The following is a 14,047-nucleotide window of genomic DNA, read 5'->3' on the forward strand; positions in this document are numbered from 1 at the left end:
CTATCGAGCATTTTGGCAACGCAGATGCCGTGCCGCAGCCGCCGGAGCGGTGCTTAAGCCGTCAGGCGGGAATTGTGCGGTGCTGCCTTAGAAATAACCCCTCCACCGGTGTGGACAAAGCAGACCAAAATATTTGAGCAAGGAGACATAAAACCAATGAAGTACATGAAAAAACTCATAACACTGTTTGCCGCGCTGACGCTTGCACTGGCCATGGCCGTCCCAGCGTTTGCAGCAAGCAGCACAGGAACGATAACCATTGATAATGCCGTGACGGGCACGACCTACAAGGCTTATCGTATTTTTGACTTGGAAAGCTATGATACAGACAAAAATGCGTATTCTTATAAGCTGAATACGAAGTGGAACGATTTTTCTACATATAGCACAACCATTGATAGCAATACAGTGAGCGCAGCAGACTTTTTTAGCGTAAATTCGGCAGGTTATATTGAGTGGAACGATGCGAAAAAAGATGCCGGAGCGGATTTTGCAAAGCTGGCAAAGGCTTTTGCTGTTGAAAAAAATATTGCATGTGATAAGGCAGAAACCGCATCGAGCGCTACAGTGACCTTTACAGATTTGACACTGGGTTACTATCTGGTAGATACCAGCCTGGGGTCTCTGTGCAGTCTGGACACAACGACGCCGAGTGTTACCATAAAAGAAAAGAACAGTGATACAACAATCGAAAAGAAAATCGTGATTACTGGTAATGAGAAGGTTGATAGCAACAGTGCAGGCATTGGTGATACCGTAAACTTTAGCATAACCATTACGGTAAAGGATGGTGCCCCGAAGGGCTATGTTCTGCACGATAAGCTCTCCGGTCTGACATTTAATTCTGATTCACTTGAAGTTAAAGTCGGACCAAAAACGCTTACTCCAAATACTGACTATACCTTGGAAACAAACCCCAAAGATGGGGATTCCTTTGATGTAAAATTTACTGATGGCAAGCTCAAAACGAACGATGTAGTCGTTGTTACCTATTCGGCAACGGTTGCGGCAGACGCCACGATTGCTGGCGCAGGCAACACGAACAAAGCAAAGCTGGCGTATAGTGGGAAAGAAAGCACCGAAGAAGAGACAACAACCTATGTTTGGAAACTGAATGTGCACAAATATGCGCTGAACAGTACAAACGATGAAGTAGCGCTGAGTGGTGCAAAGTTTGTACTGTACCGCATGGACAGTGGCGTCAAAAAGTATGCAAAGCTGACTAACGATAAAATCGACGGTTGGGTAACCGATAAGGGCGATGCAACAACTTTGGAAACTTCCGGTAAAGGTGATATTTTGATTGAAGGTCTCAACGAGGGAATCTATTATCTGGAAGAAACCGAAGCGCCCGCAGGGTATAATAAGCTGACCGAACCCATTGAAGTTAAGATCACCGCAACGACCAGCGTCACAAGTGGGAGTGAAACTGTTCAATATAAGAATTTAAGCGAAAGTTCTTATACACCAGCAACAGATGCAACTGTTAAGGTTTTGAACAAAGCCGGAACGCAGCTGCCCTCCACCGGCGGCATCGGCACTACCCTTTTCTATGTGATCGGCGGCGGGCTGATGGCCGTGGCTGCCGTTCTGCTGGTCACCAAAAAGCGGATGAATAACAAGTAAAGGCGCATTTGCCGTCATATACCAATCCTTATAACATTAGGGAGTAGCCCATGAGAAAGAACCTCAGCACAATTATTTTAATATTGATCTTCCTCGTGGGTCTATCCGTGATGTTATATCCCTCCGTCAGCGACGCTGTCAACCGGAAGCATCAGTCCCGCGCAGTGGCTGGCTATGCCGAGGAGGTAGAACAGCTGTCAGATGCGGATTATCAGACCTATTTCGATGCTGCCGATGCGTACAACCGGCAGTTAAACACCACCCCCAATGCCTTTTATAAACCGGATCTGGTCAGCGGCTATGCGCAGACGCTCGATATCTCCGGCACGGGCATTATGGGGTATATCACGATCCCCAAAATCAGCGTTGAGCTGCCCATATACCACGGCACCGATGAGGGCGTGCTGCAGGTGGCAGCAGGCCATCTGGAAGGCAGCAGCCTGCCCGTGGGCGGTGCCGGGACCCATGCGGTCATATCAGCGCACCGCGGCCTGCCCAGCGCAAAGCTGTTCACCAATCTGGACGAGCTGGAGGTGGGCGACCGCTTTACCATCACAGTGTTGAATCGGGTGCTGACCTATGAGGTCGATCAAATCTCCATTGTGCTGCCTACTGAGATCGACCAGTTGCTTCCCACCGAGGGGATGGATTATGTCACCCTGATGACCTGCACCCCCTACGGCATCAACACGCACCGCCTATTGGTGCGCGGCAAGAGGGTCGAAACTACGGAAAGCCAAAAGCATATCCGTGTGGCGGCAGATGCCTTCCGCATTGAACCCATCATCGTGGCCCCGATTTTGGCCATCCCGATGCTACTTGCGGCACTGGTCGGTGTGCTGGTTGCCCCACATCTGCGCAAGCGCAGCAAGAGAAGGAGGAAATAACATTATGAAAAGCATCCGTGATCGGTTGGCAGTGCTGCTTATGCTGTGCCTGCTGGTGTGGGGCGCTGTTCCGGCTCTTGCCGCAGAAACGGTTGATGAAACGCGCATCGGCTCCATCAAGGTATTGCTCTGTGATACCGAAACCGCAGCACCGCTGCAGGGCGGTGAGCTGACGCTGTACCGTGTGGCGAGTGTATCTAAAAACGGCGCAGATATGAGCTTTACCTATACAAACGGTTTCGAGAATTGCGGAATCGCGCTGGACAACGTATCCGAAAGCGCACTGGCGAGCCGATTGGCAGAAAAGGTGACACAAAATGCACAGGCAGTCACCAAGACCGTCAACGACAGCGGAATCGCCGTGTTTGGTGATCTGAAGGCCGGGCTTTACCTTATTGTACAGAAGCAGGCAGCCGAAGGGTATGACGCCATACAGCCTTTTCTTGTGACGGTTCCAATCATGGAAAACGGGCAGTATGTCTACGATGTGGACGCCCACCCCAAAGTGGGTACTGCAAGCCGGAAAACAACGCAGACGCCGCCCACGCAGGAAGTGCTTTCTGCACTGCCGCAGACCGGACAGTTGAATTGGCCAGTCCCCGTGCTGGCGGTGACTGGCGCTGTACTGGTGGCGGCAGGTGTCGTACTCAAAAAGCGAAGTGGTCAGAATGAGAAATAAGCTGGGGAACGCCCTGATTGCGCTTGGGGTTCTGGCATTGCTGGCAGCTGTGCTGCTTATGGGCTACAACCAGTGGGACAGTACCCGCGCAGAAAAAGCAGCCGACAGTGTGCTGACCCAGCTGGAGGAATCGATCGCAGAGCCACGCACCATCTATCCCGGTGATGCAGCAGAACCCACAGCGGACACGGAGATGCCTGTTAGCACCATTGACGGCTACGACTATATTGGGTACCTCTCTATTCCGTCCATCGGGCTGGCACTGCCCGTGATGCAGCAGTGGAGCTATCCGGGGCTAAAGATCGCGCCGGGGCGGTATTCCGGCTCGCTATATACAGATGACTTGGTAATCGCGGGACATAACTATGCGCGTCACTTCAGCCCTCTGACGCATCTTACGGTGGGGACAGAAGTGCTTTTTGTTGACATGAATGACAACACATGGCATTATGCGGTCTCGGATACAGAGGTTCTGCAGCCAACCCAAATCGAGGAGATGGCGGTCAAAACGTCCGAGAGCAATTGGGATCTGACATTGTTTACCTGTACCACGACCGGTCAGGCACGATATGCGCTGCGCTGCGTCCGCACAGACGAGTGAGCATGATTCATAGTCATCACTTTCAAAAAGCAAAAATACTTCCGCATTGGAAAGCGGTATCGTCAGAAATGAATTTCAAAATTTCCTCAAAAGACCGTTTGCCGGACATCATTGCCTTTAAAAGCTGCTCCTGCTGTTGTTCCTTGCGAATGTCGTAGAGTTTTTTCAATTCGCCAACAGCCTTTTCGTGAGCAGCTCTTGTTTTTGCCACTTTCGCTTCGGCTAATTCCATTTTTAATGGAAAGCCATATTTTGAAGCTTGTAATATTCTCCCAACCAATTCTATTCTGGACAGGTACAAACATAGCATTTCAGAAGGTTGGAATTCTCTTTGTCTATGTCCGAACTGTGCTGCTGAATTTAAATACGGAAAGAAGAACCTGTCTGAGCTTATTTCGATGATACAAGATTACCATGTAAAAGAAAATGACGAGAATTTGATTACCTGTAGGATAGAAATGCAAGGAGAGCACAGGGCAATCAAATACACAGGAAAGCATTTCTTGGCTTTGCAAAAGGCCATCGGGTTTTATTCTGATGATGCTGAATGATGTCGCGGAAAACAAATACTCTGGAAAGAGACACACCAGCTATGATTGGAAGAACTACAAGATACTTTTGAAGTATTTGAGAACGCCGCCGATGGTGATTTGTTATCTAAAAACTTAGGAGCAGCATAGAATAACGCAATCTACCGCCTTATCGTGAGATGGGGCGGTATTTTTTTTGAAAAAATTCCGATTTATCTCACTGCCCATCTGCCCGGTAAACCACATCAAAATACTCGCAGACGCACTTCATGCTTTCGTCAAAGTTCCTGCCGATTTTCTCACACGCTGCGGCAAACGCCTTGCGGTGGGCTTTCTTCCACGCGGCAAGGGTGCCGTCCCCCTCGGCGGCGGCACAGTCTGCCGTCACATCCTCAAACGGGACAACTTCTACCTTTGTGGTGCGGGTAATGCAGCGCGGCTGCATATCGCTGTCCAGCACGACCGTGTAATCACCCGTGCGCGGCAGCAGCTGCATCTGGGCTTCAAACAGGCTGAACAACCCTGTGTTGGCGCGTTTTTTGCCGCAAAGAATGTTGTCCAGAATCTCGTCGGTGCCGTTTCTGTCATAAAAACAGACATTGTAGGCAGAAATCGTCAGCCCCGAATCCTTTACAAATTTCTCGACTTGATCCATGGCCTTGAACAGGATGCCCGATAAACCGCAGGACTTGATTGCCGCACAACAATAAAGCAAATAAAAAACGAGCTTTACCATTTTTTCTCTGGCAAGGCTCGCTTCTCTGCTTTGTTTGTTAATCCAGCCGGAACACCTGCTCCAGCTTGGGCTGGGCACCGGTCACGGGGTCCATTTCCAGCTCCAGAATATCTTTCATATACTCATTCCAGCGGTCCACAATGGGGCTTTCTGCCTGCACTTTTTCAGCATAGGCAACGCCTTTTTCGCATTCATAGTAGCCAAAAAGTTCATCTTTGCAATAAAAAATGCTGTAATTGCAGATGCCTGCCTCTTTCAAAACCTTGACCATCTCCGGCCAGATCTCTGCGTGGCGGCGCTGATATTCTGCCTTGCAACCGGGTTTGATGCGGCCTTTCCATGCCATATGTTCCATGTTGATTTCCTTTCCGTACAAACATTTTTATTTTGTATTACGTTAAAACCAAAGTCAAAAAACAAGGTTGCATCCGCACCTTATTTTTGGTAAAATTACTGTAGTGTTACTATTCTTTTCATTTACATTATATTGCTTTTTTCTGATCTATTTCATACCACAAAGCACTGTTTATTTTGTGATAATTCTACTGAGGTGATCCCTTATGTTGACCTATAATATGGACGTGGAAGAGCGCAGTGTGTGGCTGCGTGCAACGCCAAATAACGCCGTGTTGGCACAGCCGTTTTATGCAACGGAAGCCGGACTGTTTTATGGGCGTTCCCACTTTGCCACAGCCCGTACAGACAAGGAAAGTTACATCCTTTTTTATACCCTGGCCGGGGCTGGCTTGATTGAGCAGAACGAACAGCACATTGAGCTGCCGCAAGGTGCCGCACTGCTGATGAACTGCCGCACACCGCAAAGTTACTGCACGGCCCCCGGCTATGACGTATGGGAGCACTACTGGGTACACCTTGACGGTGTTGGGGTTAAAACGTTAGCCGATTCCGTACAGTCGCAGGGGCGGCTTACCGCTGCGCATGTCAGCCGCATGGAGATGCAGCCTTTGTTTGAAACACTGTTTGCCGAGTGGAAAAAGGAAACCACCACCGCCCAGATCGAAATTGGGTTGACACTGCACAAAATGCTGGCACTGCTTGCCCACCAGCAGCTTTCCGGGGACGAAAGCCGTTCCAACCGGACCATGATCAAGCAGATTGCAGATTATATCCGTGCACATTATGCGGAGCCCATCAATCTGGATATGCTGCTGGCGCAGATCCCTGTCAGCAAAAGCTGGTTTTTGCGGCTTTTCCGGCAATATATGGGCACAACACCGTACAATTTTTTGTTATCCACCCGTATTACCCGCGCAAAAGAACTGCTGGTTCTGACAGATTTCCCTGTCGGCGAGGTTGCCCGCCAGGTTGGCTTTGAGGATGAAAGCAATTTTTCCACCCGCTTTTCTTCCATGACAGGCCAAAGCCCGCAGCAATACCGCAAAAGTGCACTGAAGCCTTTTGCCCAAAATTCATAAACGCAAGACAAAGCACGGTCTCATGATGATTTTTCTATCGCAGAGCCGTGCTTTCTTTTATTTCTCACCGGTTCAGATCAGCGTTCGCTTCATCCATTCTTTGCTGTAATACCGCACCACCGGGATGATACAGCCGGAAGCCCAGCTTAACGGGGTGGCAAGCCAGATGCCCCACACACCCAGGTGCGGCGCCAGCAAAGAGGCAAACGCCAGCCGGGCCCCCATCTCAAACAGGCCTGCAACCAGGCTGACATTTACATCCCCTGCACCGCGCAGCACGTTCAGATAACTGTTCATTACCGCGGCAATAATATAGGCAAACCCCATTACACTGAGAAAATCCGCCCCTTGTGCAATGCTGGCAGCATCGGTGGCTGGGTCAAGGAAAATCGACAGCAGCAGCCGGCGCGATGCAAACACCGCGACGGCCAACACCAGGCAGATCACGCAAAGCGCTTTCAGCGAATCACGCAGGCCCTGGCACACGCGGTCTATATCATGTTTTCCCATATTCTGCCCCGTGTAAATGGCCAGTGCATTGCTTACCGATACCACAACCTGAATCGTCAGCGAATCGATCCGCTGCACAGCGGTGTAAGCCGCCATGGTCACACTGCCAAAACTGTTTACAATTCCCTGCACGGTCATACCGCCAAGGGTTATCATGCAGCTTTGCAGCGCCGTAGGCAGGCCAAAACGCAAAATCAGGGCGGCATCCACTTTGTTAAAACAGAGCCGTACCGAGGCAAAGGCAAAGGGCTGTTTCTGCCGCCATAGTTCGCAAAGGCAGACCCCTGCAGAAAGGAACTGTGCCGCTACCGTTGCCAATGCTGCCCCGGCTACCCCCATGTGCAGCCCCAAGATAAACCACAGGTCCAACACAATGTTGCAAAGGCTGGAAACCACCATAGCGGCCAACGGCGTGCGGGAATCCCCAGTGCTGCGCAGCACAGCGCCCGCGGCGTTATACAGGGCATTGCCCAGCAAAAGCCCTGCTGTAATACGCAGGTAAGTCACACCGGCATCCAGCAGATTTTCCGGAACTTGCAGCAGGCGCAGCATTGGCTCAGCCAGCAGCACCCCCAGCAGTGACATTACAACGGATGCCGCTAAAAGCAGCGTCAAAAATGTTCCCAACAGGTGGCGCAGTTCATCATACCGTTCAGCACCCCAGTATTGTGACACAATAACGCTGACACCTGTTGCAAGCCCAGCCAGCAGCAGAAACAGGCAGGCATTGATATTGCCTGTACTGCCCACTGCCGCCAGCGCGTCTGCACCAAGTGCCCGTCCCACGATAGCGGTATCCACCACATTGTACAGCTGGTTGAAAAGGTTCCCCATCAGCAGCGGCAGTGCGAAAGAGAAGATGACATTCAAGGGCCGCCCTTGTGTCATATCAACGTTGGAACGCAGAACCTGTCCATGAATGCTCATAAATTTACCATAGCCCCTCCATAGGGCAGTGCATTTTCCCGCAAGCGGCACAGGGAATGAAGGGCCGATTTCAGTGTATTGGCCGCAGCACATCCCACTGGCATAAGGAACCGTGGGGTTCCCGTTGGCATAACGTCCGGTGCTGATCAAAATGTGCACCGGACGTTATGTTTTTAGTTTTGGGGCAAAATTTTGGTTTCCAGCCCATCCAGGTCAACGGCAATATCGCCATCGGGGGTCTTGACCACTGTAGATTTCTTCTGCGTGCTGTTATTGATGACAACCAGAGTTTTGTCGGCGGGGAACCATGCGGCCTCGGTTTCGGGGTCCGTGGTCAGCCAATCGCTGTTCAGCGGCAGCCCCTTGGCCCACAGCAGCAGGTTCAACAGCATGCGGGCGTTGACAGGGCTGTATTCAAACCCGGCCATGTACACACCGCGGCCCTTGCCGAACGCATGGGCAGCAATAGCGGGGGTGCCGTCCACCTCAGCCAGCACACGGGTACCGCCGTCGGTCATGTACAGGTGGTCGTGGGTTTTCAGCGTTGCACCGTCCGGGATCAATCCATCCACCGGTTCTTCCTGCACCGGCCAGCGGCCATGGCAGACACGGGCACCGGTATCCTCGTCCACGCCCAGGATGCGTGCCATGCGGAAGGTATCGCCGTAACCGCTTACTGCGGACGGTTCCTCTACCCCCAGCAGCACGCCGCCGTTGTATACCCACTTGTTCAGCGCGGCAACCAGGGTTTCATCCTGCCAAGCATCGCCGCCGCTCCATGCGCTGCCCGCGCGGCCTGCGTTGATGATAACATCTACATCGTCAGGCACGCCGTTCTTCACATCGTCAAAGTTGATGAATTTCACGTTCACCGGAAGCCCTGCCAGCGCTTCGTTGATGTGGATAAGGGTGTGCATATAAGTCTCATGGAAATGGCCGGACAGCGTCCAGGGGCGCAGGCTGCCCCAACTGTGCAGAACCGCCACCGTCAACGGCAGGGTCGCCACGGCACCATGGGTATGCAACTCCTTAATAGCGCGGAACTCGTCAGAAATATCCGCGATATACTCCACAAAATCCGGGAAGTCATTCAAAAGGTGCAGGTAGCCGCCCAGGCCGATGCGGTCGATCTTGGCCCGCAGCAGGGCGCGGCGGACATGGTTCCAATACTCAGCTGCATCGCGGGTGGGGTTGCCGCCCAGTGCAAAGGTCGGTGCACCGCCCAGGCCCACCGGGAACAGGTACGGATGGAACCGCAGCTCATGCACCGGCGCATCAACGCCCGCGCACATCCGGACTTCATAACCAGAAAACACGCACTTGATGACGCCGTCAAAGCCGAATTCCTTAAAGTGCGGGCCGTAAGGTTCAACGCCCACCCAGCTATCGTCATAAAATACATAGGCACGCTTGCCGTAACTGTGGACCAAATCCACCAGTTTTTTGCCGTACCCGGCCACAAACTGCTGGGTAAACTCCATGTAATCCCGCTTGTGAGCCGTCGGCGGCATGTGGGTCACCTGCAGGCTGCCCTTGTTGATAAAGTCCTCTGCCGTCAGGGTATACCCATACTGGGCCGCAAAATCATCCAGCGCCTTTTCCGATACGGTAAAGTCATAGCTGCCCCAGTCCGTAAACAGATTCTGGTTGCGCTTATCGCTGCCCCAGATCCAGACGAAGTTATAGAACATACTGGTAAACCGCACCACGTTGGTCCGGGGGTGGGTCTCGCACCAATTTTTCAGCCAGTCGTACAAAAAGTCCTGAGCTTCCTTGGTGCGCGGATCAACAGGCAGCAGGTGCTCACTGGTCCAGCTGTTGGTAACATGGTTGTACATGTTGATCTCTTCCCAGGTGCGCCATGCCAAAAAGCTGACCGTGTAAGCATGGAACGGCACTGGACTTGCCACAGTCACTGTACCTGCGGCAGCATCCCACTGCCATGTGTCCGCAGGCAGCAGCTTGTTGGCCGTGCGGTCCCAAACCTGCCAGTAACGCAGGGCTTCGGGGCGGTCATTGATCTTGAACTGCTCATCAAAGAACCCCGCCATCGGCTTAACGGTCAGCGGCTCTTCGGCAGCAATGACCGGCTCTGTGCTCAAAAAGGACTGCTGTAAACATTCCGGGTGTTCCTTTGCCCAGGCATTGTGGTCACGGATGATGCAGATGGTGGAGTAAATATCGTACCCGGCGTTGAGAATTTCATCGGAAAGCTGGGTGCCATCACTATCGCGGATCACATCCGCGCCCCATTTTTTTGCCAGTTCCAGCGTAAGTTTTTCCTGCCCAGATTCACCCGGCAGCGTAAATCCGCCGCTTGTATGTTCAAATTTCATCTCCAGTCACTCCTTTATTCAAATATGCAGGCGGCGGCAGATTTCTGCAGCGTTACTGCGGTTCAGCGGTTTTGTCAGGGCTTCGGGGGCAATCAGGCCTTCCGCCACAGCCTGGCCCACTGCCTGCCTTGCGTAAACGGGCACAGAGTCCGGCACAGGCACGGCATCCGCCAGCGGGCGGCGGCCTGCAGCACCGGGAATCAGCACAGCCAAAAAGTCAGCCGCTGTTACTGTCTGATTCGGGTAAAGGCTGCCATCCGCAACCCATTCCGGTGGGATCAAGTCATTCTGCGCGGCGCACTGTATGGTTCCGGCATACGTTTCATGCCCGACAATATCGCTGTACAGGTCATTGTACACATTGATGGGAAACAGTTTAAGCGCCTTGATTGCCAGTTCCAGCGCTTCGGCACGAGTCAGCGTATCGTTGGGGCGGGTGGCATCGTAATCGGCAAAGGGATCGCCTTCCGGCGCAGGAATCGCGCAGTCTGCAGGAGCTTCCAGCGGTACAAACGGCGGTGTCGGCGTCCACTCCGGGGCATCCGTCACCATCAGCCCCAGCGCATCGCCCAGGGCATGGGCCACAAAACCCGCCATTTTATAAGCACCAAAATCATTGGTGTGGGTATAGTCGCCTGGGTAAAACCACCGCTTAGCCGTTTCCAGCCCATCCTGCTGCATCAGCGCCATGGCCCAGGTGTGCAGGTCAAGAACCATCACATTTTCAGCTTTGCCCAAAGTCAGCACTGCATCAGCAAAATCTGCCAAAAAGTCGTTATAGTGTGCGGCATCTTTCCAGCTGTTGCGCGCCAGCGGTGTGACCAGTACCGGCACAGCTCCGGCTGTGCGGGCTTCCTTTATATAGGTACGCAGGCGGTCGGTATAGCCGCCGTATGCCTGCAAATGTGCCAATTTCTGGTCATTGTGGCCAAACTGGTAGAGGCAGATATCCCCTGCCCGCAGCCGCGGTTTGACAATATCCCAGTGTCCTTCGCTCGTAAAGCTCTCGGTGGTCAGGCCGCTGTGGGCGTGGTTGGTGATGCAGACATCCGGCAGATAAGCGGGCAGCATCTGCCCCCAGCCGCAATAACTTGTGCCCGGTGCATAGGGCAGATTTGCCGTCTGATCGGTCACAGTTGAATCACCGCACACCCAGATGCGGCGGACATCCGGGGCTTCGGCCACCGCTGCCGCCGCCAGTGCGCCCCCCACAACCGTCACGTTTACAGCGGTACTTGGCACGGCATCTACCTGCCCGCGCGGCACGATGGGAAACACATCGCAATACGCTGTTATGGTTTTGTTCTCCCCTGCTGCCAGTGTACCGCGCCAGACAAGACGGCGGCGGCCGATGAATACCAGCACTTCCCCTCCATCTGTACCAGTCACGGTAATTTTGGTACGGTAAACACCCTCTGCAGGAACATCTACCCGGAACCACACCGGCAGGCTGCGGCATTCCAGGTCCTCTGCCCGTACTGCATCGGTGGCAGTTGCCTGCACGCCGTATTCCGTGCAGGTCACATCACAAATTGCGGTACCCGCGTACCACCACTGCGGCAAAAAGCTGCTGTTCGTTTCCGGAATGCGCAGCGCCGCATTGGCGTTGTACACCGCACCGATTACAAAACCGAAACCCGTTTGTTTGTTGTAGGAAGATACGCCTTGCGCGATGTTCCATGTAAACTGCATCTTATGTACACTCCTTTGTACATTCAACAAATGGTATATACTTTCCGTGGGCGGTGCAGGCACCGTCCCTTGCAACGGTTGTTTTGCATAAAAATTGGGGCCGCTGCCCGGCAGCGGCCCCAACAGCGCATGATGTATACGCGATTTTAAATTTTCTTACTTGACAACCAGGACATTGCCATCAGCAATCAGGCTTGCCTTTTCATCGAGGATTTCCTGATAACCGGCATCCAGATACTCCTGGCAGTACTCCTCATACTTGGACTCAAACTCGTCGGGGCTGCAGGTAACGCAGTCAACATAGGCTTCCTGCCACAGGCTGTTCAGGTCAGCGCTGTATTCGGTGGTAGCTTGAACTGCCTTGGAGAAGATCGGGGTGATGATACCGCCGCTCTCGCCCTTCTTTTGCAGGTCGTAAGCATCTTGGACAACCCAATCATAACCGGCGGGAGCCAAGGTTGTCTTGTTGGCCTGCAGGTCAGCGGCCTCGTCGCCGTAGTGCTGGACCTCCTGAACGAGGCACCAGTAGTCCTTGTTATTATTGTTGCTCAGCTTGTCGTCACCGGTGTAGTCGGTGTTGTAAACATTGATGCCGTCCACGACGTTATAGGTCTTGCCCTCTTCGCCGTACTGGAGGTACTTCAGGTTATCGGGCTGGCTCATCCAGTCAAGGAACATATATGTGGCGGCGCGCTCCTCAGCGGTGGCGTTGGCGTTGATGCCCATAATCATGCCGTAGCTGGGATACTCATAGTAGTGTGCGGTGAAGCCGTCGGCAACCGTGCCGGAAGCGGTAGAACCCATAACGGCTACTTCGGCGTTGGGGTCGTTGGCCAGCAGGCTGCTGAACACATCGGTGCCGCTGGACATATAGAAGCTGTACGTAGCGCACTGACCGGAGACAAACTTGCCCTTGGCCAGCGTGTCATCAGTGGTCAGGTAAAACTCCGGATCAACGATGCCTGCGTTGTACTTCTCGTTCATATCCTGCAGGTAATTCTTAGTGGCGGTCCAAGTAAACGGTGCAACGTTCAAATCCAGGTACTGGGCCAGCTCGTCATCGCTGGTGCCCTCGGGGATCCAGTTGTAGAAGTAGGTGAAGCTCTTGGTGATCAGCGGAGCGTTCTCAACGCCAAGACCCGCGTCCTTGAATGCCTGCATGGCGGTCTTGAGTTCCTCGTTGGAGGTGGGCACATCCAGCCCGACCTGATCCAGCCAGTCCTTACGAATCAGCGTGACCCAGTTGTAGTAGATGGGGTCGCGCTCTGCGAAGATGAAAGCATTTTCACCGTCCAGCTTGCCGTAGGTCTCGATGGTGTCCTTCATGTTATCCCAATAGGTAGGGGCATAGTAGGCAACTTCATCCAGATCGATGGGCTGCTCAGCACCTTCAGACCAGTAGTTGACAGCAGCAGGCATATCATAATGGAAGATAATGGTGGGGGCGTTGCCGGCGGCAATCATCTGGTTAAAGTCCTGCACCTCATTGGAGCGGGCGATGGCAACGTATTTGACGGTAACGTTATACTTATCGCCGAACTCGGACTGGATCCAGCGGGTGTAGTAGTTGTCTGTGGGGTTCCAGTTTTCAAAGCCGCGGTCATAAACCGGGATCTGGATGGTGACATTCTCCGGGAAGCCCGCAGAATAATCAGTGTAGCTGCCCGTGCTCTCCGCAGTGGAAGCAGCCGCAGTAGAGGAAGCGGTGCTTTCGGCTGTAGAAGCAGCGGCAGAGGAAGCAGCAGAGCTAGAGGACCCGCCGCATCCGGCGAGCAGGGTTGCGGTCATGGCAGCAGCCATACCAAGTGCAAGTGTCTTTTTCATTGTTTTCCTCCTTTTTGAAAAACAAATTGTTTAACGTTTTTGGAGCCGTTCTTGGCGGCAGTGTTTCATAAAGTTGTGCGTGAGTTGTCCTCTTTGCGGTATCCTCTTGCGGCAACCCGCATCGTGCTTCGGGGTTTGTGTGCCCTCGCGTCCTGTTTCTACCTCAGGCAGCGGCCGGATTTTTAAGGCAATACCGCATAATTCTAAGTGCCGATACGGCGAGCGAGGTGCGGCAGATGCTAAGCCAAAAGCGCAGATAATAC

13 protein-coding genes are annotated in these 14,047 nt (G+C 53.0%); 5 read left to right on the forward strand and 8 right to left on the reverse strand.

What is annotated here, in order from left to right; translation table 11 throughout:
• Positions 1-156 precede the first annotated feature (156 nt).
• Genes C4885_RS12500 through C4885_RS12515 form a run of 4 tightly spaced genes read left to right on the forward strand, consistent with a single transcriptional unit; the run spans position 157 to position 3,793 of the window.
• The gene (locus C4885_RS12500) at positions 157-1,626 is read left to right on the forward strand and encodes a SpaH/EbpB family LPXTG-anchored major pilin (RefSeq protein ID WP_114000656.1); all 1,470 of its coding nucleotides are present in this window, start codon (positions 157-159) and stop codon (positions 1,624-1,626) included.
• A 50-nt stretch (positions 1,627-1,676) separates the two neighbouring features.
• Positions 1,677-2,513 (forward strand): class C sortase, encoded by an 837-nt coding sequence (locus tag C4885_RS12505; RefSeq protein ID WP_114000657.1) that lies wholly within the window; start codon positions 1,677-1,679, stop codon positions 2,511-2,513.
• A 4-nt stretch (positions 2,514-2,517) separates the two neighbouring features.
• Positions 2,518-3,192 carry a pilin N-terminal domain-containing protein gene (locus C4885_RS12510; RefSeq protein WP_114000658.1) on the forward strand — a complete coding sequence of 225 codons (675 nt, stop codon included), beginning with the start codon at positions 2,518-2,520 and terminating at the stop codon, positions 3,190-3,192.
• A complete protein-coding gene (locus C4885_RS12515; protein ID WP_114000659.1) occupies positions 3,182-3,793 on the forward strand; it encodes a sortase in 612 nt (203 codons plus the stop codon). The genes C4885_RS12510 and C4885_RS12515 overlap by 11 nt, the downstream gene beginning before the upstream one ends.
• Positions 3,794-3,815: 22 nt before the next feature.
• On the opposite strand, the gene C4885_RS12520 is transcribed toward C4885_RS12515, so the two are convergent.
• The 3 genes from C4885_RS12520 to C4885_RS12530 all read right to left on the reverse strand — a co-directional run bounded on the left by C4885_RS12520 (position 3,816) and on the right by C4885_RS12530 (position 5,414).
• Positions 3,816-4,094 (reverse strand): hypothetical protein, encoded by a 279-nt coding sequence (locus tag C4885_RS12520; protein ID WP_147237840.1) that lies wholly within the window; start codon positions 4,092-4,094, stop codon positions 3,816-3,818.
• 446 nt (positions 4,095-4,540) lie between these two features.
• On the reverse strand, positions 4,541-4,978 hold the full coding sequence (locus C4885_RS12525) for an ASCH domain-containing protein (protein ID WP_158538892.1): 438 nt from the start codon (positions 4,976-4,978) through the stop codon (positions 4,541-4,543).
• A gap of 118 nt (positions 4,979-5,096) precedes the next feature.
• The gene (locus C4885_RS12530; protein WP_114000662.1) at positions 5,097-5,414 is read right to left on the reverse strand and encodes an L-rhamnose mutarotase; all 318 of its coding nucleotides are present in this window, start codon (positions 5,412-5,414) and stop codon (positions 5,097-5,099) included.
• A 205-nt stretch (positions 5,415-5,619) separates the two neighbouring features.
• Between C4885_RS12530 and C4885_RS12535 the strand changes: the two genes are divergently transcribed.
• A complete protein-coding gene (locus tag C4885_RS12535; protein ID WP_114000663.1) occupies positions 5,620-6,495 on the forward strand; it encodes an AraC family transcriptional regulator in 876 nt (291 codons plus the stop codon).
• Between the two features lie 72 nt (positions 6,496-6,567).
• Here the strand turns inward: C4885_RS12535 and C4885_RS12540 are convergent, their stop codons facing one another.
• The 5 genes from C4885_RS12540 to C4885_RS16775 all read right to left on the reverse strand — a co-directional run.
• On the reverse strand, positions 6,568-7,932 hold the full coding sequence (locus C4885_RS12540) for an MATE family efflux transporter (protein WP_158538893.1): 1,365 nt from the start codon (positions 7,930-7,932) through the stop codon (positions 6,568-6,570).
• Positions 7,933-8,105: 173 nt separating this feature from the next.
• Positions 8,106-10,268: a 1,3-beta-galactosyl-N-acetylhexosamine phosphorylase gene (gene gnpA / locus C4885_RS12545; RefSeq protein ID WP_114000665.1), complete on the reverse strand. Its 2,163-nt coding sequence runs from the start codon at positions 10,266-10,268 to the stop codon at positions 8,106-8,108.
• 18 nt (positions 10,269-10,286) lie between these two features.
• Entirely contained in the window at positions 10,287-11,960 is a 1,674-nt protein-coding gene (locus C4885_RS12550) for a rhamnogalacturonan acetylesterase (RefSeq protein WP_114000666.1), read from the reverse strand.
• A 156-nt stretch (positions 11,961-12,116) separates the two neighbouring features.
• On the reverse strand, positions 12,117-13,784 hold the full coding sequence (locus tag C4885_RS12555; RefSeq protein ID WP_114000667.1) for an extracellular solute-binding protein: 1,668 nt from the start codon (positions 13,782-13,784) through the stop codon (positions 12,117-12,119).
• Positions 13,785-13,814: 30 nt separating this feature from the next.
• The coding region (locus C4885_RS16775) for a hypothetical protein (RefSeq protein ID WP_207657594.1) at positions 13,815-14,047 on the reverse strand (233 nt) is incomplete at its 5' end.

Source organism: Subdoligranulum sp. APC924/74 (genome assembly GCF_003324125.1).
GTDB classification, from domain to species: domain Bacteria; phylum Bacillota; class Clostridia; order Oscillospirales; family Ruminococcaceae; genus Gemmiger; species Gemmiger qucibialis.